This is a genomic window from Duganella flavida (assembly GCF_009857445.1).
Classification (GTDB): domain Bacteria; phylum Pseudomonadota; class Gammaproteobacteria; order Burkholderiales; family Burkholderiaceae_D; genus Rugamonas; species Rugamonas flavida.
In genome coordinates this window covers 103,155-126,365 of sequence record NZ_WWCN01000015.1, presented here as the reverse complement: position 1 = coordinate 126,365, position 23,211 = coordinate 103,155, and the positions used below count along the sequence as shown (strand labels likewise).

Below are 23,211 nucleotides of genomic sequence, written 5' to 3'. Positions count from 1 at the left end.
ATCTCGATTGTTTTTGATATTGTTAAAAGCCCTGTGATCAAAGAATCACAGGGCTTTTTCTTTTCCTTTAAGGCATCAGGCAGCCAGCAGTTGGCGCAGCACGAACGGCAGGATGCCGCCGTGTTTGTAGTAGTCCACTTCGATCGGGGTGTCGATACGCAGCAGCACTTGCACTTCCTGCTTCGAACCGTCGGCGCGGTGGATCACCAGAGTCGCTTGTTGCTGCGGCTTGATCTCGCCGTCCAGGCCTTTCAGGTCGTAGACTTCCTTGCCAGTGATGCCCAGCGATTCGACCGAGTCGTTGCCGATGAATTGCAGCGGCAGCACGCCCATGCCCACCAGGTTGGAGCGGTGGATACGCTCGAACGAACGCACGATCACTGCCTTCACGCCCAGCAGCTGGGTGCCTTTCGCTGCCCAGTCGCGCGACGAGCCGGTGCCGTACTCTTCGCCGCCGAACACCATGGTCGGGGTGCCCGCTGCCACGTACTTCATGGCCGCATCGTAGATTGACAGCTGTTCGCCCGATGGCTGGTGAATGGTGATGCCGCCTTCCACTGCGGAACCGTCGGCTTTCGGCGGGATCATCTTGTTCTTGATACGCACGTTAGCGAACGTACCGCGCATCATGATCTCGTGGTTGCCGCGGCGCGAGCCGTAGGAGTTGAAGTCCGACTTCAGTACGCCGTTTTCCTTCAGCCATTTACCGGCCGGGCCGTCTTCCTTGATCGAGCCGGCTGGCGAGATGTGGTCGGTGGTGATCGAGTCGCCAAACACGCCCAGCGCGCGTGCGCCGCTGATGTTCGGGTTGGTCTCTTTCGGCGTCATCTCGAAGCCGTCGAAGAATGGCGGCTCGGCGATGTAGGTCGAAGCAGGCCAGTTGTAGACTTGGCCTTCGGTCGACGAGACGTTTTCCCACAGCTTGCCAGGGTTGCCCTTGACGTCGGCGTAGTTGGTCTTGAAGACTTTCGAATTCATCGCGAACTTCATCAGCTTGGCGATCTCTTTCGAGGTCGGCCAGATGTCGCCCAGATACACGTCTTTGCCATCTTTGCCCTTGCCGACTGGCTGGGTCATCAGGTCGACGGTCATGTTGCCGGCGATGGCGTAGGCCACCACCAGCGGTGGCGATGCCAGGAAGTTCGAACGGATATTCGGGTGAATACGCGCTTCAAAATTACGGTTACCGGACAGCACAGCCGAAGCGACGATGTCGTTCGAGGTAATGGCAGCGTTCAGTTCAGGCGTCAGGTCGCCGGCGTTGCCGATGCAAGTGGTGCAGCCGTAAGCGGTTACGCCGAAGCCCAGTTTTTCCAGGTAGGGCAGCAGGCCGGCAGCGGTCAGGTACTCGGTCACTACGCGCGAGCCAGGGGCCAGCGAGGACTTGATGTGCGGCGCCACGGTCAGGCCGGCTTCCACGGCTTTCTTGGCCAGCAGGCCAGCAGCCAGCAGCACGCTCGGGTTCGAGGTGTTGGTGCAGGAGGTGATGGCGGCGATCAGCACGTCGCCATTTTTCACGTCCACGCCGTTGGTGGTGGTGTAGGTGGTGGTCAGGTCTTCCGGCTTTTTATTGAAGCCGTTGTCCGACGTCGGTTTCGAGAACAGCTCGATGAAGTTGTTGCGCACGTTGCCGATTTCGATACGGTCTTGCGGACGCTTAGGACCGGCCAGCGATGGCGTCACGGTCGACAGGTCCAGCTGCAGTTCGCGGGTGAAGTCGATGTCGCCGGCTTTCGGAATGCCGTACATGCCCTGGGCCTTGAAGTAGGCCTGGAAGGCAGCGATTTCTTCCTTGGTGCGGCCGGTGCCTTCGAAGTATTCGATGGTGGCGTCGTCAACCGGGAAGAAGCCCATGGTCGCACCGTATTCCGGCGCCATGTTGGCGATGGTGGCGCGGTCGGTGACGGACAGGGTCTGGGTGCCTTCACCGAAGAACTCGACGAATTTGCCCACGACTTTGGCTTTACGCAGCATCTCGGTGATGGTCAGCACCAGGTCGGTCGCGGTGCAGCCTTCGCGCAGCACGCCGGTCAGGTTGACGCCGATCACGTCCGGGGTCAGGAAGTAGACTGGCTGGCCCAGCATGCCGGCTTCCGCCTCGATGCCGCCCACGCCCCAGCCGACTACGCCGATGCCGTTGATCATGGTGGTGTGCGAGTCGGTGCCGACCAGCGAGTCAGGGTAGTAGACGCCGTTGTTGTCCTTGTGGACGCCGCGCGCCAGGTATTCCAGGTTGACCTGGTGGACGATGCCGAAGCCCGGTGGCACCACGCCGAAGGTGTCGAAGGCTTGCATGCCCCACTTCATGAACTGGTAGCGCTCATTGTTGCGCGAGAATTCCAGCTTCATGTTCAGGTCCAGCGCGTTCGGCTCGCGGAAGTGGTCGATGGTGACCGAGTGGTCGACCACCAGGTCTACCGGCACCAGCGGTTCAATCTTCTTGGCGTTCACGCCCATTTTGTACGCGACGTTGCGCATTGCGGCCAGGTCGGCCAGCAGCGGCACGCCGGTGAAGTCTTGCAGTACCACGCGGGCGACGACGAATGGAATCTCGTCGACGCGCTCGGCGGTCGCGCCCCAGTTGGCAACCTGCTTCACGTGCTCTTCGGTGACCTTCTTGCCGTCGACGTTACGCAGAACCGATTCCAGCACAACGCGGATCGATACCGGCAGGCGCGAGATTTTGGTGCCCAGGCTTTTTTCCAAGGCAGGCAGCGAGTAGAACTTCGCCTTTTTACCCGAAATTTTGAATTCCTGAAGCGTGTTAAGCGTGTTGTGGGACATGACCTCTCCTTCGGGTGGGTACTGGGTTTTTAAGCTTATTGCAGCGTGTTGGCCGGGGTGGCGGCAGTCGCCACCGGCTTCATTTGTTCGGCGTTACGGCATTCGTTGGCCAGCTGGCGGTTCTGCTTGGAGTCCAGCAGCATGCCTTTGGCGGGAATGCCGATCCAGATCAGGCCGTACAACTTGTTTTCGAAGCGGTTGGCGCCGGTGGTGGTGCCGACGCGGGTCAGGCGGTGCAGGCGCTTCTTCCAGCGCAGCGCGATGTGCGCTTCGTCGTTGGTGTTGGCGTAGATGGTGATCTTGTTGCCCAGTTCGCAGTCGAAGTCGGTGACGGCGGAGTCGGTGATGGCCGGTTCGTCGGCTTCTTCATCCGGTGCTTTCGGCTCGGCCGGCTTGGCGGTTTTCTTGGTCGTTTTGGCGGCGGCTTTCTTCACCACTTTTTTGGTGGTGTCGGCGTCGGCGGCGTGGGCGCCGGTAGCCAGCGTCAGGGAGGCCAGCGCGAGGCTGCAGGCCATGAATAATTTGGAGATGGACATCTGTGTGCTTCCTATGGGTGAACGGTCGTGCTACCGTTGAACAGCGGGGCGACCGACTCGGGCAGAGTCAGCCCGGCCAGTTTGGCGCGCTGTAAAACGGTCCAATAATATCTGTAGCTGGCGCGATCGTGCAATCGGCCATTTTGGGCAATCGGCCCCCATTGCACGGCTGCGGCTTCGTGCAAAATGGCGGCCGCCTCGCTGACCTCGGAGAGGCGCGGCGTGAACGTCTTGATGATCGGTTTGATCTGGTTCGGGTGGATGCTCCACATGCGCGTGTAGCCGAATTCAGCGGCGGCGCGCTGGGCATCATTCGCTGCGACAGCAGTATCTTTGATTTCGGTGGTCACGTTATGCGACGGCACTTTGCCGTGCGCGTGGCAGGCGGCGGCGATTTCCAGCTTGGCGCGCGTCACCAGCGGATGGGTGAACTGGCCCGGCGTTCGCATTGCTGCGCCCGGAATCGCGCCGTAGTGGGCCGAGACGAAATCCATGATGCCGAACGACAGGCTCTGCACTTGGGGCAGGGCAGCGATGGCGTAGGCATCGCGCAGGGCGCCGTGGGTTTCGATCAGCACGTGCACCGGCAGGTCCTTGCGGCCGGCCTTGGCGGCGTGGGTGTTGATCAACTTGATGGCGCGCTCGACTTCGGCCACGCTATGCGCCTTCGGCACCATGATGTAGGCCAGGCGCTGGGCGGCAGTGCAGATAATTTCTACATCGCGCGCAAAGAACGGGCTCTCCACATCGTGCACGCGAGCGCCGATGCGGTTGAATTTGTTCTCTTCGGAGTTGAGTAGCTCGACGATTAGCTTGGCGTGGGCTTCTTCGTTGCCGGCGCTGGCGCCGTCTTCGCAGTCGAGGGTGATGTCGAACAGGGGGCCAAGTTCTTGTTGCAGGGCGATCGACTTGCGCATCAGCTTTTCGGAGCCGGCGTAGTGATCACATGCTGGCAGTAACAGCGGCTGGCGGTTACCCTGGAATAAAACCTCGGATGGGTGCATGCAGGTGGGATCAGGTGAAACGGATACCGCGCTGCTCTCGGCAGCGCGGCGGGTGCGGCGGATCGGTGGTTTAACCGGTTCCACGTGCGGACAGAAGATTATGGCAGCAGGTGCTTAACGCCTTCGCGCTCTTCGGTCAGTTCTTTCAGGGTCAGGTTGATGCGCTCTTGCGAGAATGCATCGATTTCCAGGCCTTGAACGATTTTGTATTCGCCGTTTTCGGTGGTCACTGGGAAACCGAACACGATGCCTTCCGGGATGCCGTACGAACCATCCGATGGGATGCCCATGGTGGTCCATTTGCCGTTGGTGCCGACGTGCCAGTCATGCACGTGGTCGATGGCAGCGTTGGCAGCCGAAGCAGCCGACGACAGGCCGCGCGCTTCGATGATCGCTGCGCCGCGTTTGCCCACGGTAGGCAGGAAGGTGTTAGCGTTCCACTCTTGATCGTTGATCAGGTCTTTAACGTTTTTGCCGTTCACGGTCGCGAAGCGGTAGTCAGCGTACATGGTTGGCGAGTGGTTGCCCCACACGGTCAACTTCTCGATGTCTTTCACTTGGGTGCCGGTTTTGGCAGCCACTTGCGACAGGGCGCGGTTGTGGTCCAGACGCAGCATGGCGGTGAAGTTTTTCGCTGGCAGCGATGGCGCCGATTTCATGGCGATGTAAGCGTTGGTGTTGGCTGGGTTGCCGACTACCAGTACTTTAACGTTGCGCGAAGCGACGGCGTCCAGTGCTTTACCTTGGGCGGTGAAGATCTGTGCGTTGGCTTCCAGCAGGTCTTTACGTTCCATGCCTGGGCCGCGTGGACGGGCGCCAACCAGAACGGCGTAGTCGACGTCTTTGAATGCGGTCAGTGGATCGGAGTGAGCGGTCATCTCGGTCAGCAGCGGGAATGCGCAGTCGTCGATTTCCATCATCACGCCCTTCAGCGCTTTCTGTGCTTTTTCGTCGGCGATTTCCAGCAGTTGCAGAATAACTGGTTGGTCTTTGCCGAGCATGTCGCCGTTAGCGATACGGAACAGCAGGGCGTAGCCGATTTGGCCGGCGGCGCCGGTAACAGCAACACGCAGAGGGGTTTTAGCCATGATGAATCTCCAAAGTGGGAAGTGAATCGTTCGTGAAGCAGGACCGGCGGCCGGTCCGGGAAAACGTAATGATACTGCAAAATAAGCGCTTTATAATCGAGTATCCATAAAGCGCTTGGCTCGGGAGTGTAGGCTTGACGCCACTATCTGTCAATCCTATCTTATGTCTTATATAAGACAGATAAGTTATTGCTGGTTTTTCTGGACGGCACTGGTCTTTTGTGGTGAAATCTTGGCCTATGAGTTCCACCCCACCTAATTCGAATAATAATCCTGCTGCCGCGAACGCTGGCGGTGCGGGTGGCTCGTCTCCTACTTTCTCTCCTTTGTACCAGCAAATCAAGGCCCTGATCACGCAGAGCTTGCAGTCCGGTGAGTGGAAACCGGGCGAATTGATCCCCAGCGAAGTGGAATTGGCCAACCGGTTCAAGGTCAGCCAGGGCACCGTACGCAAGGCGATTGATGAGCTGGCTGCGGAAAACCTGGTAATGCGCAAGCAAGGGAAGGGCACTTTCGTGTCCACCCACCACGAAGCGCGCGCCCACTTCCGTTTCCTGCGTCTGATGCCGGACGAAGGCGTGCCGCACTACCCTGAAAGTAAGTTCATAGAAGTCAAGCGCATGCGCGCGCCGGCTGATGTGGCGCGCCTGCTCGACTTGAAGTCCGGCGACGCCGTGATCTTCGTCAAGCGCGTGCAATCGTTCGACGGTGTACCGACTATCGTTGAAGAACTGTGGCTACCGGGTCTCACCTTCAAGGGGTTGACCGCCGAGCGCCTGGAAGAATACAAAGGCCCGATGTACGGCCTGTTTGAATCGGAATTCGGCACGCGCATGATACGTGCCACGGAAAAAATCCGCGCCGTCTGTGCTGGTGCGGACGACGCCGCACTGTTGAAAATCACCGCCAACACGCCACTGCTGGCGTCGGAGCGGGTCTCGTTTACCTATGGCGACAAGCCGGTCGAGCTGCGCCGCGGCTTGTACCTGACGGAGCGCCACCACTACCACAATGAGTTGAATTGATGGAGACACGGCGCGCAGTCATACGGCTGTAGCATTGTTGCGCTGATAATACGTTGAGCTACGGAAAGGTAGCCACAGCCGAGATTCCCGGAGTGTTGCCAACTACTATTTTTATTATATGTAACAATAGATATTGGTTATGAGAGTGGAAATCGGCGAAAATCGCAGTCTCACCAAATTTTTGTATAAGCCTGAGGAGGTCTTGTTATGTCAGAAGCCGTAAGGGAAGCCCCTAAAAAAGAACGGCCGGAGTTCCGTAACATTCATGTTACCGAGCTGTCCAACTACCGTATGCCATTGGCTGCCATCGTATCCATCCTGCACCGTATTTCCGGTGTTGGCATGTTCGTGCTGCTGCCATTCGTGCTGTATCTCTTGCAGAACTCCCTGCGCTCCGAGATCTCTTTCGCGTACTACGAAGGTTTCGTGACCTATCCGCTGGTCAAAGTGATCATCCTGGGCCTGTCGTGGAGCTTCCTGCACCACATGTGCGCTGGTATCCGTCACCTGGTGATGGACCTGCACATCGGTCTGGACAAGCACTCGGCGCGTAAATCGTCGGCCACCGTGCTGGTCATCAGCCTGGTGCTGACCGCCCTGATCGCCCTGAAACTGTTTGGAGTATTCTGAAATGTCCATCAACGATAACGGTATCGGCCCTAAGCGCCGAGTAGTAGGCGCATCGTACGGCATGCGCGACTGGCTGGCGCAACGCGTCACCGCAGTCATCATGGTGATCTACACCGCCACCCTGGTGCTGGCCTTCCTGACCGGCCAGAACTTCACCTACGAAGGCTGGGCCGGCTTGTTCGCCCAGCAGTGGTTCAAACTGGCGACCGCTGTGACCCTCATCGGCCTGTTCTACCACGCGTGGGTAGGCATGCGTGACGTCTGGATGGACTATGTGCGCGCTGTTGGTCCGCGCCTGTTCCTGCAAATCGCCACCATGGCCTGGCTGATCGGCTGCGCCGTGTGGTCGATTCAAATTATCTGGAGTGTCTAATCGTGGCAGCTATCAAATCTGCAATCCCTACCCGCCGCTTTGACGCGGTAATCGTCGGCGCCGGCGGCTCCGGCATGCGCGCATCGCTGCAACTGGCCGAAGCCGGCTTGAACGTGGCCGTGCTGTCGAAAGTATTCCCAACCCGTTCCCACACTGTGGCAGCGCAGGGCGGTATCGGCGCCTCGCTGGGCAATATGGCCGAAGACAACTGGTTCTGGCACATGTTCGACACCGTTAAAGGTGGCGACTACCTGGGCGACCAGGACGCGATCGAATTCATGTGCCGCGAAGCACCGAAGGTCGTGTACGAGCTGGAACACTTCGGCATGCCTTTCGACCGTAACCCGGACGGCACCATCTACCAGCGTCCGTTCGGCGGCCACACCGCCAACTTCGGTGAAAAAGCTGTGCAGCGCGCTTGCGCCGCAGCTGACCGTACCGGCCACGCACTGCTGCACACCCTGTATCAGCGTAACGTCAAAGCCCGCACCCACTTCTTCGTGGAGTGGATGGCGCTGGACCTGATCCGCGACGCCGAAGGCGACGTGGTCGGCGTAGTCGCGCTGGAAATGGAAACCGGCGAAACCATGATCCTGGAAGCCAAGACCACCATCTTCGCCACCGGCGGTGCTGGCCGTATCTTCGCTGCCTCGACCAATGCGTTCATCAACACCGGCGACGGCATGGGTATGGCGGCACGTGCCGGCCTGCCACTGCAAGACATGGAATTCTGGCAGTTCCACCCGACCGGCGTGGCCGGCGCGGGCGTGCTGATCACCGAAGGTGTACGCGGTGAAGGCGGTATCCTGATCAACTCGGAAGGCGAGCGCTTCATGGAGCGTTATGCGCCAACGCTGAAAGACCTGGCGCCGCGCGACTTCGTGTCCCGTTCGATGGACCAGGAGATCAAGGAAGGCCGTGGCTGCGGTCCGAACAAAGACCACGTCATGCTGGATCTGCGCCACATCGGCAAGGACACCATCGAGAAGCGTCTGCCGTCGATTCTGGAAATCGGCCACAAGTTCGCCAACGTCGATGCGACCAAAGAACCAATCCCGGTCGTACCAACCATCCACTATCAGATGGGCGGTATCCCGACCAATATCCACGGTCAAGTGGTGACGCCTAACGGCGACGGCTCGCAGAAAGTGGTCAACGGCCTGTACGCCATCGGCGAATGCGCCTGCGTATCGGTACACGGCGCTAACCGCCTGGGCACCAACTCGCTGCTGGACTTGCTGGTGTTCGGCCGTGCAGCCGGCAACCACGTGGTGGCTTCGAACCTGAAGCAAAAAGAAAACAAGCCGCTGCCAAAAGACGCTGCCGACTTCGCGCTGAATCGTCTGAACGCGCTGGAAACCTCGACCGGTACCGAAAAAGTGCAGGGCGTCGCCAACGACATCCGCGCCACCATGCAGAAATACTGCGGCGTGTTCCGTACCGACGAGATGCTGAACAAAGGCGTGGAAGAAATCCTGAAGCTGGACGAGCGCCGCAAGCACGTGTCGTTCAAGGACAAGTCGAAAGTGTTCAACACCGCTCGCGTGGAAGCACTGGAACTGGACAATCTGATCGAAACCGCGAAAGCCACCATGATCTCGGCCGCTGCCCGCAAAGAATCGCGCGGCGCCCACGCTCAGGATGACCACCCGCACCGCGACGACGACAACTGGATGAAGCACACGCTGTGGTACTCGGAAGGCAACCGTCTGGATTACAAGGCAGTCGTCACCAAGCCGCTGACGGTTGATACCTTCAAACCGAAACCACGTACTTTCTAAGGCTATAAAATGGCACGCACTCTCAAACTGAAAATTTACCGCTACGACCCGGATCAGGACGCCAAGCCGTACATGCAAGACGTCACCGTCGAGCTGAAAGACACCGACAAAATGCTGCTGGATGCACTGCAGCGCATCAAGTCGGACGTGGATGATTCGCTGGCCCTGCGCCGCTCCTGCCGCGAAGGCGTGTGCGGTTCGGACGCGATGAACATCAACGGCAAGAACGGTCTGGCTTGCACCACCAACCTGAACGAGCTGAGCGAGCCTATCGTGCTGCGTCCGCTGCCAGGTTTGCCGGTAATCCGCGATCTGATCGTCGACATGACCCAGTTCTTCAAGCAGTACGATTCGATCAAGCCATACCTGATCAACGATTCGATCCGCCCAGAGAAAGAGCGTCTGCAAACGCCTGCAGAGCGCGAAGAACTCGACGGCCTGTACGAGTGCATCCTGTGCGCGTGCTGCTCGACCTCGTGCCCGTCGTTCTGGTGGAATCCGGACAAGTTCGTCGGCCCAGCCGGCCTGCTGCAAGCCTACCGCTTCATCGCCGACTCGCGCGACGAAGCCACCGGCCCGCGTCTGGACAACCTGGAAGATCCGTACCGCCTGTTCCGCTGCCACTCGATCATGAACTGCGTCGATGTCTGCCCTAAGGGTCTGAACCCGAACAAGGCAATTGGCAAGATCAAAGAGCTGATGGTACGCCGCGCAATTTAATGCGCAATCGGGCGGCGTGTCGCGCGCCGCCCGTTTTTGTAAAGTAGTAAGACTATGACTGAAACGAACCACTCTGCGCATCAGTCCGACCCAGCCAACCGTGCCCGCCTGCGCTGGCGCTCCCGCCGGGGTCTGCTGGAAAACGACATCATCCTCACCCGTTTTCTGGATGCGCATGAAACCGAATTGACCGACGAGGAAGTGGACGCATTCACGCGGCTCCTCGACTTGTCGGACAATGCCCTGATGGATCTGGTACTGGCCCGTAAAGAGCCGGAAGGCGAAATCGACCTGCCGCACGTACATGCGATGCTGCAGCGGTTGCGTAGTGCGTAGTTAAATCACACCCAGAATTTTTGCTTTTTTTATTCGCATCATCTCTCCAAGAAGGAAGAGTCCATGAACATCTCTGATAACAAAGCCACTCTCTCGTTCTCCGATGGTAGCCAGCCGATCGAATTCCCGATCTACAAAGGCACCGTAGGTCCAGACGTCATCGATATCCGTAAGCTGTACGCCGGCACAGGCAAGTTCACCTACGACCCAGGTTTCATGTCGACTGCGGCATGTAACTCGTCGATCACCTACATCGACGGCGATAAAGGCGAACTGCAATACCGCGGCTACCCAATCGAACAACTGGCTGTGAACGCCGATTTCATGGAATCGTGCTACCTGCTGCTGAACGGCGAACTGCCAAACGGCGTGCAGAAACAAGAATTCGTCGACACCGTGACCAAGCACACCATGGTGCACGAGCAGATGCAATTCTTCTTCCGTGGCTTCCGCCGCGACGCGCACCCGATGTCGGTACTGGTTGGTACCGTTGGCGCGCTGGCTTCGTTCTACCACGATTCGCTGGACATCAACGATGCCAAGCAGCGCGAAATTTCGGCGATCCGTCTGATCGCCAAGATGCCAACTCTGGTGGCAATGGCTTACAAGTACTCGATCGGCCAGCCGTTCATGTACCCACGTAACGACCTGTCGTACTCGGCCAACTTCATGCGCATGATGTTCGGCAATCCATGCGAAGAGTACAAAGTCAACGACGTGCTGGTGCGCGCTCTGGACCGTATCCTGATCCTGCATGCAGACCACGAGCAAAATGCATCGACCTCGACCGTGCGTCTGGCCGGTTCGTCGGGCGCCAACCCGTTCGCGTGTATCGCTGCCGGTATTGCTTGCCTGTGGGGCCCTGCTCACGGCGGCGCTAACGAAGCGGCACTGACCATGCTGAAAGAAATCGGCTCGGTGGAAAACATCCCGGCCTTCATCGCTCAGGTGAAAGACAAGAACTCCGGCGTCAAGCTGATGGGCTTCGGTCACCGCGTCTACAAAAACTTCGACCCACGTGCGAAGCTGATGCGTGAAACCTGCTACGAAGTGCTGAACGAACTGGGCCTGCAAGACGACCCACTGTTCAAGCTGGCGATGGAGCTGGAAAAGATTGCACTGAACGACGAATACTTCGTTTCGCGCAAACTGTACCCGAACGTCGACTTCTACTCGGGCATCGTGCAATCGGCACTGGGCATCCCAGTATCGCTGTTCACCGGCATCTTCGCGATGGCGCGTACCATCGGCTGGATCGCCCAGTGGAACGAAATGATCGCCGACCCAGAACAGAAAATCGGCCGTCCACGCCAGCTGTTCGTTGGCGCGACCACCCGCGACGTACCACCGCTGGACAAGCGTTAATCCACGGTTTACGCAGCAAACAAAAAACGGGCTTCGGCCCGTTTTTTTTCGCCTATAGTTTTTAGTGGACCTCGGCCTCGACGCTTCCGTGGCTCGTCGTGGTGTTAATTGCCTCCACGCGCTCCAGTTTTTGCAGGACGCGTTCCAGCGGCGTCGTTACCGTTTCATTGAGTAGCTCGACGTCGTTTTCGCTGACCAGGTATTGAATTGACACCACCAGCATCACTGAACTTCTTGCAAGCGTTGGATTGCAAAAAGAGTATCGCGTTCTAGCGGGACGCGGCGGCGCTGTCGAAGTGCAGCATGTGTTCGACGTGGACTTTGATTTCGTTGTTCAGGCTGGAAAGGGCTTTGCGCAGAGTGCGGGCGGCGGCTTCGCCGATGCCGCCGACGGTGATGCTGTGCTCGTAATTGCCGCCGCGACGCAGGATCAGCCATTTGTCGATGCGGGCATTGGATTCTTTCAGCGTGGATTCGAGCTGGCCGGCGGCTGGTTGGCTGGAGCCTAGATGCAGGTGGAAGGTGTGCGTCATGCGGAACTGGTTGTCCAGGTCCGAGGTGCAGGTGTCGTGGGAAAGGGAAGTCTGAGTGGTCATGATTGCTCCAGAAATCTTGGCTCGATTCGGAGCAATTCATGTGCACCCGCTTCGTTGCCGTTAAAAGGCCGCATCGCCGTAATGGCTTCCACCTTGCCCGGGGAGGCAGGTTGGCGTCGGATCAACCGACTCTTGATGCATAATTAATATCCGCTATAGCGAACTCCTGTTCAATATAACGGAATTTCTGAGGTTGGGCAATAGGCTTTAGTCATGTAGCTTCTTGCTAAGGTTCTTCCGAAGTCTGTCGCTAACGATGGAAGGACCAGAACGGGAGGGCGTATGAACGCATCAAATGTAGCTCCTGCGTACCTTGCGCAGTTGGCCATCGCCACTGGCGCTCCGGGCGCGTCGGGCGCCACGGAAAGCACCACGGCGCGGGCCGCGATCCTGCAGCAAATCCGCAAGCTGCAAAAGCTGGAAGCCGGGCTCGGCGAACAATTAGCCAAGTTGGCAGGCGACCGCAGTTCAGGCGGGATCCAGCAAAGGATCGCATTGCAGCAGCAAATTGACGGTATTGAGCAGCAGATCAAGGCATTACAAATAGCCTTGCTGCAAAAGGATGCCGACCGTAAGGTGACCGTCCCTAAATCGGATGGTAGTCAAACCAAGGCGTCCGGTGAGCGTGTCAGTGATCTTGCTGGGCCTGAAAACGGCGACAAGAGTATCGCCGCGGCCACCACGGTTGGCACGGTGATTAACACCGCCGCTTGATGCCCATTTATCCTGAGCGCTTATTGCGGTCAGGGCGCAGCACTAGCAGCCACCAGCACAGCACGCCCAGCGTCAGCTGCGGCAGATTGTAGATAAATTTATCGAACGTGACATCGCGCCGCTGCGGCCACGCGCTGTTGGCAGTTTCGGCAATGATGTTGGTGTGATAAAAGCATGCCGCCAGCAGGAACAGCGCAGCGAGGCCCCAGATCGTAGGCAAGCTGGTCACGCGATGGCGCAGCAGCGAGGCAAACGGATACACCAGCACGCAGCAGAAGACGTAGGCAAACAGGTTGGCCGGCAGGTTGGTCAGATCAAAGTGCGGCAGCACCACCGGTATAGCGCAAATCGCCACAGCTAACATGACAGCAATAACAGGATGAGCCTGTTCAGGCCAGTTCTGAAAATTCATCGTTTGATATGAAGTGAAAGGGCACTATTGTAATGCCCCCGGAGTGCCCAAGGCAGATTGATGAAAGCTTGCGTTCATTCAATACCGTCGTTCTATGCACGGTGAGAATCTGAAGTTTCTCATCTTTGTGCGGAGGGTGTCATGGGCATCAAATTGGTTTTGTTGTGTTTGGCTTTCTTTTGCTCGGAGGCTGCGTTTGCTGAGGGCATGCATCGACAATTTTCGGTTGCACAGACCGCCGAAACGGATGCCATCAATGGACAAATCGACTGGCCTGGTGGCGAGCTGGCGCTTTGGCGCGGCCCAATCGTGGTATTCGTTTCGGCTAGCGGTGCGTATGACAGGAACGGCTGGCTGGTGCGGGCGCTGGAGACTGTGTGGGCCGAACGGATGCCGCTGCGGGAATTGTCGACGGCATTGGTTGCCCAAGGCGTCGCGGTAGTGCGTTTCGATAGTCCGGGTGTTCTCTCACCGAACCTTAAATGCCAGCAGACGGTCCTGAAATCCGGTTTCAGCAAAGCGACATTGGAGCGCCGCTGTGTGAATGTGCCGGTGTACGCGAATCTCACGGTAGAGCGCTATCAGCGCAGCATCGAGAATGTATTGCTGCATATTGAAGACATGGTGCCGGCGGTGCGCGGAAAACTGGTGCTCTTTGGCTTTTCGGGAGGATTGATGCACGCTGCCGCAATTGCCGATCGCGAGCGAGTACATATTAGTGGCCTGATTTCTATCGGTTCGCCGGCTCAGCGATTTGAAGCGCTGACACGATGGCAAGCGGTTGAGCGCATGTTGGAAATTCTCCCTGAGTTTGATATCAATGCCGACAGCATCATTACCAATCCTGAGATCCGCAAGCGTTACAAAGAAGGTATTGGGGGTGTGATGACGCTGGAAACCTGGCTCAGTCCATACGGACGATGGGACGCTGCCAACATGCATGAATTCAAGGCTCGACTGGAGAATAACTATGCAATTCTCATGCAGCAAACCGATACCGGTAGCGCTGCGGGCAAGCTGTCCTGGAAGCGGCAAGCCAATGGCGTCATGGCGCCGGATATCAATGACGCGTTCTGGAATATGCACTTCCATAGCCAGATCACACCGGTGGCAGTGATCCAACGGCTTGCGATACCGAGCCTGTTTTTGTGGGGAGGGCTAGATACGCAGGTGGGAACCTCGCACGAGGCTGAACTGATTCGGCAGGTGTGCGCGGCGGGCGTCCCGGTACAGCACTTGCAGTTTGTCCTCTTCGAAGGGCGGCATCATCTGCTGTCCAGGCGTGTGGACTTTGACTGGATGGAGAAAGCTTTCATGCCGGTGGTGGCGGACGAGGTGCAAACTTTTCTGAAGCAGATCGGTACCCCGGATCTTTTGCCGCGACCAAAAAACACTAGCGCAGCAGAGTCGTATGCTTGCCGAGCGAAGATATCGATAAAGGATGAAGTGGCGGAGCGTTAGCCGCCTATTTTTCCTGATCCAGCAGGGCCTGGATTTCTTCGCGCTCTTTTTTGCTGACGTGGCCGCCGCGCAGGGCGGCTAGTACCAGGGCTTTGCCGGAGCCGGCGAAGGCTTTCTGGATCAGGTCTTTCAGCAGGTTGGTTTGGACGGAGTCCTGTTCCTGCACTGGCGCGTAGACGTGGGCACGCTGGCTTTCGTCGCGTTTCAGCAGGCCTTTGGTGTGCATCACTTGCAGCACGCGCAGGACGTTGGCGTAGCTGGTGTCGGGACGCGTTTCCTGCGCCGCTTCGTGCACTTGCCGCGCCGTTGCGGGGCCGAGCGCGAACAGCAAGCGCAACATCTCCAGTTCGGCGGCGGTTGGTTTCGGTAGGGTGCTCATGGATGTAGAATAAAATATCTAGAACGGATTGTCTAGCTGTTCTTTGATGTTGGCGAAGCGCGGCCCGCCTTGCTGGCAGGCGGTTTGTAGCTGGCGCAGGCGTGGCAGGGCGGTGTCGCAGCGGTCCAGCAGTTCTTCCAGCAGGTTGCCGAAGGCGCGGACTTCCAGTGTTTGCAGTGTGGCGGCGTGTGGGCCTTCTGTATCGTAGAACGAGGCGGCACCGAAGTCGCCCAGCAGGGTGTGGCCGTGGTCGTCGTGCAGGACGTTGTGGCCGTACAGGTCGCCGTGCATGATGCCGTGTTCGTGCAGCTGCGCCGCCGCCGAGGCGATGCCGCGTGCGATCGACAGCATGGCGTTCAGCTCGAAGCGCTTGCCGTCGCGGTAGATGTCGCGCGTGCAGCTGTCCAGGCTCGGCGGGCCGGCGAGGTTGTGGAAGTCTGGCGAGATCAGCGACATGGCCAGGCCATGCGCATCTTCAGGATGGTCCTCAATATGGCCTAGGACCGGGATCAGGTTTGGATGCGCGCCGGCCCCGAGGCAGGCGGCCATTTCGCTCAGTGGCGAGCCGTCGCTGGTCATCGAGCCTTTGAATAGCTTGACTGCGATATGCTGGTCACGCCAATCGGCGCGATAAATCACGCCGGAGGCACCTTCGCCCAGCTTGGCGCCCAGCGTCAGCTCCGGCCAGCGGACGGTGGCCGATGGCGTGTGCACCAGCGTGTCTTCCAGTTGGTTGCACAGCGGATTGCCGGCGTAGGCCAGCCACGTCAAGCGTAGCAGCGACAGCAGCCACGATGGCAGCTCTTCCAACTGGTTCGAGGCGATGCGCAGCAGTTCCAGCTGGTGCAGTTGCGCCATCGACTCGGGCAGCGCGCGCAAGCGATTCCCGGCCAGCATCAGCTTTTGGAGTTGTGGGCGTTCGCCCAGCGCGGTGGGCAGTTCTTCGATCTCGTTATCGGTTAGCACCAGCCAGCGTAGTGCGGCCGGCAGGGCGGCGGCGGGCACATGGCGGATCTGGTTGGCTTTGAAACCGAGCATCGTGAGCGCAGGGCAGGCGCCCAGCACCGCCGGCAGCTCGGTGAACTGGTTATCCGAGCAGAAGATGATGCGCAGCTTGCGCAGCAGCGGTAGGTCATCCGGCAGCGTCGATAGCGCGTTGCCGGACAGGTCGAGGATTTCCAGGCTGTCGGCCAGTGTGTAGATCTCAGGAGGGAATTCTGTGAGGCCGCAGCGCAAGGTCAGGCGCGTGATGCCTGCCAGTGCGCCGCTGCGCAACTGCTCAAGGGTGTGCATGGGATGAGGCGGTGAACAACGACGGCGCAGTGTAACACTTCGCCGCCGTCGCCGGGCCGCGCTACATCACCACTTCATTTCGCCTTTGGCCACTTTGGCACTGATCTCCAGCGCGCTTTGCAAGCCGGCGTTTGGATACAACTGCTGCATGCGCGCGATCAGCGCGGCTGAGTCGGCGGCTTTGGCGGTTTCGGCTTCAAACTTGACCAGATAGTCGCGGGTGTAGCTGATGCTGTCCGGCGTCAGCGGCGCGCCCGGCGCGAAGTGGCCCGGCACCACGGTGGCCGGTTTCAGTGCGGCGATGCGGTCCAGCGTCGACAGCCATTGCTTGCGCGAGGCTGGCGTTTGCGAGTCGGCAGTCCACACGTGCAGACCGTTGAAAACTTCAACGCCGCCCACCACCGCCTTGATCGACGGAATCCACACATATTCGCGGGTGATGTTCAGCTTCTGGCCTTCCAGCGTGATGGCTTTGCCCTTCAGCGGCTGCGGCACGATCACTTCTTGCGGTGCGTTGTCTTTCAGGATCGGGCCCCAGTAGGCGACTTTGGCGGCTTTCTTGCGCTCGATGCCGGCGATGACGTCGGGCAGGGCGACGATCTTGGCATCCGGGAAGGCGGCGTGGATCACGTCCAGGCCGAAGTAGTAGTCCGGATCATCGTGGCTGATGTAGACGGTGGTCAGGTGCTTGCCGGTGGCGCGGATCTGCTCGACCAGCTTGACCGCCTCGCCGCGCGAGAACTGGGCGTCGATCAGCACCGCATCCTTGGCACCGCTGACAATCACCGAGGCGACCGGGAAGATGGCCGCTTCGCCCGGATTAAACACGTCCAGCTTGAGCGGCGCGGCGTGGGCGCTGATGGCAGTAGCGAGGGCGGCGGACAGCAGGGCAGGTTTGAACATGATCGTCTTTCAGTGAAGTAGGAATGACGCCATCTTAAATTTCTCAATCCGATAGAAAAATAGGCTAATCTGCGCTAGTTAATTGCATAAATCGGACGAATCATGGATCGCATCATCGCCGCGCGGGTTTTTGTCAGTATTGCCGAACGCGGCAGCATGATCGCCGCCGCCGACGCGCTGGACATGTCACGCGCCATGGTCACGCGCTACCTGGCTGAGATGGAAGAGTGGGCCGGCGCCCGCCTGCTGCACCGGAGCACCCGCCGCCTGAGCCTGACTGACGCCGGCGATATCACACTGGCGCGCTGCCGCCGCATGCTGGAAGTGGCCGACGACATGGCGGTCGCCGCCGGTGATGATGCCGACACGCCGCACGGCCTGCTGCGCATCACCTGTTCGCAATCCTTGGCGCAGGCTGAGCTGGCCGCTGCCGTGGGCGAGTTCCTGCAGCGCTATCCACGCACCTCGGTCGACCTGCAGATGAGCAACCGCGCCGTCAATCTGATCGAAGAGCGCATCGACCTTGCGCTGCGCGTCACCAACACGCTGGAGCCCAACCTGATCGCGCGCCAGCTTGGCCATTGCGACTCGGTGGTATGCGCCGCCCCGTCCTACCTGCAAGAGCGCGGCACGCCGCAGCGGCCGCAAGACCTGGCCGGCCACAACTGCCTGACTTACACTTATTTTGGCAAAAGCCTGTGGCAATTCACCGCCGACGACGGCGCGGCCGTGTCGGTGCCAGTCAGCGGCAACCTGTCCGCCAACGAAGACCTGATCCTGCTGAAAGCGGCAGAGCAGGGCAGTGGCATCGCCTTGCAGCCGCTGTACAGCGCCGCCCCGCTGATCGCCGCCGGCAAGCTGGTGGCGTTGCTTCCTGGATACACACCCTCCCGAATGGGGATTTACGGCATCTATACTTCCCGTCAACATATGTCACCGGCATTGCGTGCCATGTTGGATTTATTGCTAACATGGTTTGGCAATATTGCACGCCAGACCAGCGTCCATGCGGCTTAAGTTAAAATTAATGCGGAAAGATTTAGCGCGATTTTGTCGCGTAAATCATTGTTGGGATACAATACCGGTGCTATGCTGAATGGCCCGTTTTAGGTAACACTGAACAAATAGCCCTTCCCCACAACTTGATGTGCAATCCGCTAACCGGTCAGGCCGTGTCGCGGAAGGTTAGACTAACCCGCTAATTCCTCGCGAAGCGCGAAGAAAGGTGAGCAAGAATGATGCAACAATCTACGTCCAACTCCTACCTGTTTGGTGGGAACGCACCGTACGTTGAAGAACTGTACGAAGCGTATCTGAATAACCCAGGCTCGGTCCCAGACAACTGGCGCGCCTACTTCGACGCCATGCAGCACGTACCGGCAGTCGATGGTTCCAATAAACCTGACGTCGCCCACGCTTCCGTGATCGCCTCCTTCGCCGAACGCGCGAAAGCCGGCCCGATCCGCACCGTGAGTGCCTCGGCTGACGCTGAAATGGGCCGCAAACGCGTTGCCGTTACCCAGCTGATCGCCGCTTACCGCTATCTGGGTTCCCGCTGGGCCAACCTGGACCCGCTGCAACGTCAAGAACGTCCAAGCATTCCTGAGCTGGAGCCGAGCTTCTACGGCTTCACCGATGCCGACATGGACACCGTGTTCAACGTCAGCAATACCTACTTCGGCCCAGAGACCGCGACCCTGCGCGACCTGCTGAACTTCCTGCGCGACACCTACACCCGTTCGATCGGCGCCGAGTACATGTACATCTCGGACCCGAAAGAAAAGCGCTGGCTGCAAGAACGCCTGGAGTCGATCCGTTCGACCCCAAGCTTCACCGCCGAGAAGAAAAAACACATCCTGGAGCGTCTGACCGCTGCAGAAGGCCTGGAGCGCTACCTCCACACCAAGTACGTTGGCCAGAAGCGTTTCTCGCTGGAAGGCGGCGAGACCTTCATCGCGTCGATCGACGAGATCATCCAGCGCGCCGGTGAAAAAGGCGTGCAAGAGATCGTGATCGGTATGGCTCACCGTGGCCGTCTGAACGTGCTGGTCAACACCCTGGGCAAAGCACCAAAAGACCTGTTCGAAGAATTCGAAGGCAAGCACGGCGACGACCTGCCAGCCGGTGACGTGAAATACCACCAAGGCTTCTCGTCAGACATCTCGACCGTTGGCGGTCCAGTCCACCTGTCGCTGGCGTTCAACCCATCGCACCTGGAAATCGTCAACCCAGTGGTTGAAGGTTCGGTCAAAGCCCGTATGGATCGCCGCGGCGACCCAGCAGGCAAGCAAGTGCTGCCTATCCTGGTGCACGGCGACGCCGCCTTCGCAGGCCAGGGCGTTGTGATGGAAACCCTGAATCTGGCACAAACCCGTGGCTACGGCACCGGCGGTACCGTGCACATCGTCATCAACAACCAGATCGGTTTCACCACCTCCGACCCGCGCGATGCCCGTTCCACCATCTATTGCTCGGACGTCGTCAAGATGATCGAAGCACCAGTGCTGCACGTGAACGCCGATGATCCTGAAGCCACCGTGCTGGCATCGCAAATCGCGATGGACTACCGCACTGAGTTCGGTAAAGACATCGTGGTTGACATCATTTGCTTCCGCAAACTGGGCCACAACGAGCAAGACACCCCAGCGCTGACTCAGCCGCTGATGTACAAGAAAATCGGCAAGCACCCAGGCACCCGCAAGCTGTACGCGGACAAACTGGCTGCCCAGAACGTGATCCCGGCCGACGGCGGCGAACAGCTGCAAGCAGCCTTCCGCGACGCCATGGACGCCGGCAAGCACACCGTGGATCCAGTGATCTCGAACTTCAAGAACAAGTACGCCGTTGATTGGCTGCCGTTCCTGAACAAGAAATGGACCGACGCTGCTGACACCGCAGTGCCGCTGACCGAACTGAAACGCCTGGCGACCCGCATCACCACCGTGCCAGAAGGCTTCAAAGTGCACTCGCTGGTTGAGAAAGTACTGGCCGACCGCGCAGCCATGGGCCGTGGCGAAGTCAACCTGGACTGGGGCATGGGCGAACACCTGGGCTTCGCGTCGCTGGTATCGTCGGGCTACGCTATCCGCCTGACCGGCCAGGATGCAGGCCGCGGCACCTTCACCCACCGTCACGCTGTGCTGCACGATCAGAACCGTGAGCGTTGGGATGCCGGCACCTACGTGCCACTGCAGAACATCGCTGAAGGCCAGGCGCCGTTCACCGTGATTGACTCGGTACTGTCGGAAGAGGCAGTGCTGGGCTTCGAATACGGCTACTCGACCGCAGAACCTAACACCTTGACCATCTGGGAAGCCCAGTTCGGCGACTTCGTCAACGGCGCCCAGGTGGTGATCGACCAATTCATCAGCTCCGGCGAAGTGAAGTGGGGCCGTGCTTCCGGCCTGGTGATGCTGCTGCCACACGGCTACGAAGGCCAGGGTCCAGAGCACTCGTCGGCACGTCCAGAGCGCTTCCTGCAACTGTGCGCTGACAACAATATGCAAGTGGTGCAGCCAACCACCGCATCGCAGATCTTCCACGTACTGCGTCGTCAGATGGTGCGTCAGTTCCGTAAGCCGCTGGTGGTCATGACCCCGAAATCGCTGCTGCGTAACAAAGATGCAGGTTCGCCGCTGAGCGAACTGGCCAAGGGCGCGTTCCAGACCGTGATCGGTGAAGTGGACGACAAGATCGACGCCAAGAAAGTTAAGCGCGTGATCGCTTGCTCGGGCAAGGTCTACTACGACCTGGTCAACGCACGCAAAACCCGTGGCCAGACCGATACCGCCATCGTGCGTATCGAGCAGCTGTATCCGTTCCCGCACAAAGCCTTCGCTGCCGAACTGAAAAAGTTCCCATCGCTGGCCGAAGTGGTGTGGGCGCAGGACGAGCCGCAGAATCAGGGCCCTTGGTTCCAGATTCAGCACAACCTGTTCGAGAGCATGGAAGCTGGTCAGCGCCTGGCATACGCCGGTCGCCCAGCATCGGCATCGCCAGCTGTCGGTTACTACGACAAGCACTACGCTCAACAGAAAGAGCTGCTGGAAACCGCCTTCTCGAAACTCAAGGGTTTCATTCTGACGAAATAATCGTCGCACCACATTGAACGGAGCGCCCTGCTGCTACGCGGCGGGGCGCCGCAAAAACAAAATATACGGAGTTTTTTCATGGCACAAATCGAAGTCAAAGTTCCTCAGCTGTCGGAATCGGTCGCAGAAGCAACCATGCTGACCTGGCATAAAAAAGTCGGCGACACCATCACCCGCGACGAAAACCTGATCGATATCGAAACCGACAAAGTGGTTCTGGAACTGCCAGCGCCTGCCGCCGGTACCCTGGTGCAAATCATCAAGGGCGACGGCAGCACCGTTGTTGCTGACGAAGTGATCGCGATTATCGATACCGAAGGTGGCGCTGCTGTTGCTGCCGCCCCAGCCGCTGCCGCTGCTCCTGCACCTGCTGCTGCCGCCGCTGCTCCAGCCGCTGCTGCCGCTACCGGTGGCAACAAAGGCGACGTGGCGATGCCAGCCGCTGCCAAGATCCTGTCGGAAAAAGGCCTGTCGGCTTCCGACGTCGCCGGTTCGGGCAAAGACGGCCGCGTGACCAAGGGCGACGCCCTGGCCGCTTCGGCTCCATCGACCCCAGCTGTTGCGCCACTGGCTGCTCCAGCTGCCAAGCCAGCACTGGCACAAGTTGCTGCTCCAGCCGCTGCCAACCTGGGCGACCGTCCAGAAGAGCGCGTGCCGATGAGCCGCCTGCGTGCCCGTATCGCTGAGCGTCTGATTCAGTCGCAATCGACCAACGCCATCCTGACCACCTTCAACGAAGTGAACATGGCTCCGGTCATGGACCTGCGTAACAAGTACAAAGACAAGTTCGAAAAAGAGCACGGCGTCAAGCTGGGCTTCATGTCGTTCTTCGTTAAAGCTGCGGTTGCCGCGCTGAAGAAATACCCAATCCTGAACGCTTCGGTTGATGGCAACGACATCGTCTACCACGGCTACTTCGACATCGGTATCGCAGTGGGTTCGCCACGCGGCCTGGTGGTGCCTATCCTGCGCAACGCCGACCAAATGTCGATCGCTGAAATCGAGAAGAAAATCGGCGAATTCGGCGCCAAAGCCAAAGAAGGCAAGCTGACCCTGGACGACCTGACCGGCGGTACCTTCTCGATCTCGAACGGCGGCACCTTCGGTTCGATGCTGTCGACCCCGATCATCAACCCACCACAATCGGCGATCCTGGGCGTGCACGCGACCAAAGACCGCGCAGTGGTTGAAAATGGTCAGATCGTTGTTCGTCCAATGAACTACCTGGCAATGTCCTACGACCACCGTATCATCGACGGCCGCGAAGCCGTGCTGGGCCTGGTGGCCATGAAGGAAGCGCTGGAAGATCCAGCCCGCCTGCTGCTGGACCTGTAATTCTGTAGTTCTTGCTTGACTCCGGGCTCGTACGGGCCCGGAGAATTCTCAAGAGGATCACGAATGAGCGTTGCTGAAGAAATCAAGCGTTTGCACGAACTGCACCAGGCTGGCGCGCTGTCGGACCAAGAGTTCGCCGCTGCCAAAGCCCGTTTGTTGAACAACGAAGCTCCTGCCGATTCCGGCGACATCTCCCGCTTGCGCCGCTCGCATACCGACCGCTGGCTAGGCGGCGTGTGTGGTGGCCTCGGCCGCATCACCGGTGTCGATTCCTGGATCTGGCGTTTGCTGTTTGTGATGTTTGTGCTGACCTTCGGTTTCGGCCTCGCGATATACATTCTGTTGTGGATCTTCGTTCCAGAAGACGAACTGATTGGACATTAAA

General features: G+C 59.0%; 23 protein-coding genes and 1 riboswitch. Of the genes, 13 read left to right on the top strand and 10 right to left on the bottom strand.

Annotated features, from left to right (window positions below):
• Positions 1-75: 75 nt before the first annotated feature.
• From acnA to GTP46_RS22285, 4 genes are all read right to left on the bottom strand, one after another.
• Positions 76-2,784, bottom strand: a complete 2,709-nt coding sequence (acnA, locus tag GTP46_RS22300) for an aconitate hydratase AcnA (protein WP_161008821.1) — start codon at positions 2,782-2,784, stop codon at positions 76-78.
• A 35-nt stretch (positions 2,785-2,819) separates the two neighbouring features.
• The gene (locus GTP46_RS22295; RefSeq protein WP_161008820.1) at positions 2,820-3,320 is read right to left on the bottom strand and encodes a hypothetical protein; all 501 of its coding nucleotides are present in this window, start codon (positions 3,318-3,320) and stop codon (positions 2,820-2,822) included.
• Between the two features lie 11 nt (positions 3,321-3,331).
• The gene (locus GTP46_RS22290) at positions 3,332-4,324 is read right to left on the bottom strand and encodes an HpcH/HpaI aldolase/citrate lyase family protein (RefSeq protein ID WP_161008819.1); all 993 of its coding nucleotides are present in this window, start codon (positions 4,322-4,324) and stop codon (positions 3,332-3,334) included.
• A 98-nt stretch (positions 4,325-4,422) separates the two neighbouring features.
• Positions 4,423-5,412 carry a malate dehydrogenase gene (locus tag GTP46_RS22285; protein WP_161008818.1) on the bottom strand — a complete coding sequence of 330 codons (990 nt, stop codon included), beginning with the start codon at positions 5,410-5,412 and terminating at the stop codon, positions 4,423-4,425.
• Positions 5,413-5,651: 239 nt separating this feature from the next.
• Between GTP46_RS22285 and GTP46_RS22280 the strand changes: the two genes are divergently transcribed.
• The 7 genes from GTP46_RS22280 to gltA all read left to right on the top strand — a co-directional run bounded on the left by GTP46_RS22280 (position 5,652) and on the right by gltA (position 11,642).
• Entirely contained in the window at positions 5,652-6,437 is a 786-nt protein-coding gene (locus GTP46_RS22280) for a GntR family transcriptional regulator (RefSeq protein ID WP_161008817.1), read from the top strand.
• 207 nt (positions 6,438-6,644) lie between these two features.
• Entirely contained in the window at positions 6,645-7,067 is a 423-nt protein-coding gene (gene sdhC, locus GTP46_RS22275) for a succinate dehydrogenase, cytochrome b556 subunit (RefSeq protein ID WP_161008816.1), read from the top strand.
• Between the two features lies 1 nt (position 7,068).
• Positions 7,069-7,440: a succinate dehydrogenase, hydrophobic membrane anchor protein gene (sdhD, locus tag GTP46_RS22270; RefSeq protein WP_161008815.1), complete on the top strand. Its 372-nt coding sequence runs from the start codon at positions 7,069-7,071 to the stop codon at positions 7,438-7,440.
• 2 nt (positions 7,441-7,442) lie between these two features.
• Positions 7,443-9,221 (top strand): succinate dehydrogenase flavoprotein subunit, encoded by a 1,779-nt coding sequence (sdhA, locus tag GTP46_RS22265; RefSeq protein ID WP_161008814.1) that lies wholly within the window; start codon positions 7,443-7,445, stop codon positions 9,219-9,221.
• Between the two features lie 9 nt (positions 9,222-9,230).
• A complete protein-coding gene (locus GTP46_RS22260; protein WP_161008813.1) occupies positions 9,231-9,941 on the top strand; it encodes a succinate dehydrogenase iron-sulfur subunit in 711 nt (236 codons plus the stop codon).
• 54 nt (positions 9,942-9,995) lie between these two features.
• Positions 9,996-10,277, top strand: coding sequence for an FAD assembly factor SdhE (locus GTP46_RS22255; protein ID WP_161008812.1), 282 nt, complete (start codon positions 9,996-9,998; stop codon positions 10,275-10,277).
• 63 nt (positions 10,278-10,340) lie between these two features.
• Entirely contained in the window at positions 10,341-11,642 is a 1,302-nt protein-coding gene (gene gltA, locus GTP46_RS22250) for a citrate synthase (protein ID WP_161008811.1), read from the top strand.
• A gap of 61 nt (positions 11,643-11,703) precedes the next feature.
• On the opposite strand, the gene GTP46_RS22245 is transcribed toward gltA, so the two are convergent.
• A complete protein-coding gene (locus GTP46_RS22245) occupies positions 11,704-11,865 on the bottom strand; it encodes a hypothetical protein (protein WP_161008810.1) in 162 nt (53 codons plus the stop codon).
• A gap of 46 nt (positions 11,866-11,911) precedes the next feature.
• Entirely contained in the window at positions 11,912-12,238 is a 327-nt protein-coding gene (locus tag GTP46_RS22240) for a hypothetical protein (protein WP_161008809.1), read from the bottom strand.
• Positions 12,239-12,278: 40 nt separating this feature from the next.
• A riboswitch (SAM-I-IV-variant riboswitch) is annotated at positions 12,279-12,382 on the bottom strand.
• Between the two features lie 138 nt (positions 12,383-12,520).
• Between GTP46_RS22240 and GTP46_RS22235 the strand changes: the two genes are divergently transcribed.
• Positions 12,521-12,952 carry a hypothetical protein gene (locus GTP46_RS22235; RefSeq protein WP_161008808.1) on the top strand — a complete coding sequence of 144 codons (432 nt, stop codon included), beginning with the start codon at positions 12,521-12,523 and terminating at the stop codon, positions 12,950-12,952.
• Between the two features lie 7 nt (positions 12,953-12,959).
• Here the strand turns inward: GTP46_RS22235 and GTP46_RS22230 are convergent, their stop codons facing one another.
• Complete coding sequence (locus GTP46_RS22230; protein WP_229259056.1) at positions 12,960-13,316, bottom strand: hypothetical protein; 357 nt, start codon at positions 13,314-13,316, stop codon at positions 12,960-12,962.
• A 189-nt stretch (positions 13,317-13,505) separates the two neighbouring features.
• Between GTP46_RS22230 and GTP46_RS22225 the strand changes: the two genes are divergently transcribed.
• Positions 13,506-14,825: an alpha/beta hydrolase gene (locus tag GTP46_RS22225; RefSeq protein WP_161008806.1), complete on the top strand. Its 1,320-nt coding sequence runs from the start codon at positions 13,506-13,508 to the stop codon at positions 14,823-14,825.
• A gap of 4 nt (positions 14,826-14,829) precedes the next feature.
• Here the strand turns inward: GTP46_RS22225 and GTP46_RS22220 are convergent, their stop codons facing one another.
• The 3 genes from GTP46_RS22220 to GTP46_RS22210 all read right to left on the bottom strand — a co-directional run bounded on the left by GTP46_RS22220 (position 14,830) and on the right by GTP46_RS22210 (position 17,400).
• Entirely contained in the window at positions 14,830-15,204 is a 375-nt protein-coding gene (locus tag GTP46_RS22220; protein WP_161008805.1) for a BlaI/MecI/CopY family transcriptional regulator, read from the bottom strand.
• Between the two features lie 18 nt (positions 15,205-15,222).
• The gene (locus GTP46_RS22215) at positions 15,223-16,497 is read right to left on the bottom strand and encodes a leucine-rich repeat-containing protein kinase family protein (protein WP_161008804.1); all 1,275 of its coding nucleotides are present in this window, start codon (positions 16,495-16,497) and stop codon (positions 15,223-15,225) included.
• Positions 16,498-16,563: 66 nt separating this feature from the next.
• Positions 16,564-17,400 (bottom strand): MBL fold metallo-hydrolase, encoded by an 837-nt coding sequence (locus tag GTP46_RS22210; protein WP_161008803.1) that lies wholly within the window; start codon positions 17,398-17,400, stop codon positions 16,564-16,566.
• Positions 17,401-17,502: 102 nt separating this feature from the next.
• Between GTP46_RS22210 and GTP46_RS22205 the strand changes: the two genes are divergently transcribed.
• The 4 genes from GTP46_RS22205 (at position 17,503) to GTP46_RS22190 (ending at position 23,210) form a co-directional block, all read left to right on the top strand.
• The gene (locus tag GTP46_RS22205; protein WP_161008802.1) at positions 17,503-18,417 is read left to right on the top strand and encodes a LysR family transcriptional regulator; all 915 of its coding nucleotides are present in this window, start codon (positions 17,503-17,505) and stop codon (positions 18,415-18,417) included.
• A 218-nt stretch (positions 18,418-18,635) separates the two neighbouring features.
• On the top strand, positions 18,636-21,491 hold the full coding sequence (locus GTP46_RS22200; protein ID WP_161008801.1) for a 2-oxoglutarate dehydrogenase E1 component: 2,856 nt from the start codon (positions 18,636-18,638) through the stop codon (positions 21,489-21,491).
• 78 nt (positions 21,492-21,569) lie between these two features.
• The gene (odhB, locus tag GTP46_RS22195) at positions 21,570-22,826 is read left to right on the top strand and encodes a 2-oxoglutarate dehydrogenase complex dihydrolipoyllysine-residue succinyltransferase (RefSeq protein ID WP_161008800.1); all 1,257 of its coding nucleotides are present in this window, start codon (positions 21,570-21,572) and stop codon (positions 22,824-22,826) included.
• A 63-nt stretch (positions 22,827-22,889) separates the two neighbouring features.
• Positions 22,890-23,210 (top strand): PspC domain-containing protein, encoded by a 321-nt coding sequence (locus GTP46_RS22190; protein WP_161008799.1) that lies wholly within the window; start codon positions 22,890-22,892, stop codon positions 23,208-23,210.
• Position 23,211 lies beyond the last annotated feature (1 nt).

Bases quoted from the DNA above. Each gene is read 5' to 3' on its own strand.
- acnA (WP_161008821.1), bottom strand. From the start codon at position 2,784: ATGTCCCACAACACGCTTAACACGCTTCAGGAATTCAAAATTTCGGGT.
- GTP46_RS22295 (WP_161008820.1), bottom strand. From the start codon at position 3,320: ATGTCCATCTCCAAATTATTCATGGCCTGCAGCCTCGCGCTGGCCTCC.
- GTP46_RS22290 (WP_161008819.1), bottom strand. From the start codon at position 4,324: ATGCACCCATCCGAGGTTTTATTCCAGGGTAACCGCCAGCCGCTGTTA.
- GTP46_RS22285 (WP_161008818.1), bottom strand. From the start codon at position 5,412: ATGGCTAAAACCCCTCTGCGTGTTGCTGTTACCGGCGCCGCCGGCCAA.
- GTP46_RS22280 (WP_161008817.1), top strand. From the start codon at position 5,652: ATGAGTTCCACCCCACCTAATTCGAATAATAATCCTGCTGCCGCGAAC.
- sdhC (WP_161008816.1), top strand. From the start codon at position 6,645: ATGTCAGAAGCCGTAAGGGAAGCCCCTAAAAAAGAACGGCCGGAGTTC.
- sdhD (WP_161008815.1), top strand. From the start codon at position 7,069: ATGTCCATCAACGATAACGGTATCGGCCCTAAGCGCCGAGTAGTAGGC.
- GTP46_RS22260 (WP_161008813.1), top strand. From the start codon at position 9,231: ATGGCACGCACTCTCAAACTGAAAATTTACCGCTACGACCCGGATCAG.
- GTP46_RS22255 (WP_161008812.1), top strand. From the start codon at position 9,996: ATGACTGAAACGAACCACTCTGCGCATCAGTCCGACCCAGCCAACCGT.
- gltA (WP_161008811.1), top strand. From the start codon at position 10,341: ATGAACATCTCTGATAACAAAGCCACTCTCTCGTTCTCCGATGGTAGC.
- GTP46_RS22245 (WP_161008810.1), bottom strand. From the start codon at position 11,865: ATGCTGGTGGTGTCAATTCAATACCTGGTCAGCGAAAACGACGTCGAG.
- GTP46_RS22240 (WP_161008809.1), bottom strand. From the start codon at position 12,238: ATGACCACTCAGACTTCCCTTTCCCACGACACCTGCACCTCGGACCTG.
- GTP46_RS22235 (WP_161008808.1), top strand. From the start codon at position 12,521: ATGAACGCATCAAATGTAGCTCCTGCGTACCTTGCGCAGTTGGCCATC.
- GTP46_RS22230 (WP_229259056.1), bottom strand. From the start codon at position 13,316: ATGTTAGCTGTGGCGATTTGCGCTATACCGGTGGTGCTGCCGCACTTT.
- GTP46_RS22225 (WP_161008806.1), top strand. From the start codon at position 13,506: ATGGGCATCAAATTGGTTTTGTTGTGTTTGGCTTTCTTTTGCTCGGAG.
- GTP46_RS22220 (WP_161008805.1), bottom strand. From the start codon at position 15,204: ATGAGCACCCTACCGAAACCAACCGCCGCCGAACTGGAGATGTTGCGC.
- GTP46_RS22215 (WP_161008804.1), bottom strand. From the start codon at position 16,497: ATGCACACCCTTGAGCAGTTGCGCAGCGGCGCACTGGCAGGCATCACG.
- GTP46_RS22210 (WP_161008803.1), bottom strand. From the start codon at position 17,400: ATGTTCAAACCTGCCCTGCTGTCCGCCGCCCTCGCTACTGCCATCAGC.
- GTP46_RS22205 (WP_161008802.1), top strand. From the start codon at position 17,503: ATGGATCGCATCATCGCCGCGCGGGTTTTTGTCAGTATTGCCGAACGC.
- GTP46_RS22200 (WP_161008801.1), top strand. From the start codon at position 18,636: ATGATGCAACAATCTACGTCCAACTCCTACCTGTTTGGTGGGAACGCA.
- odhB (WP_161008800.1), top strand. From the start codon at position 21,570: ATGGCACAAATCGAAGTCAAAGTTCCTCAGCTGTCGGAATCGGTCGCA.
- GTP46_RS22190 (WP_161008799.1), top strand. From the start codon at position 22,890: ATGAGCGTTGCTGAAGAAATCAAGCGTTTGCACGAACTGCACCAGGCT.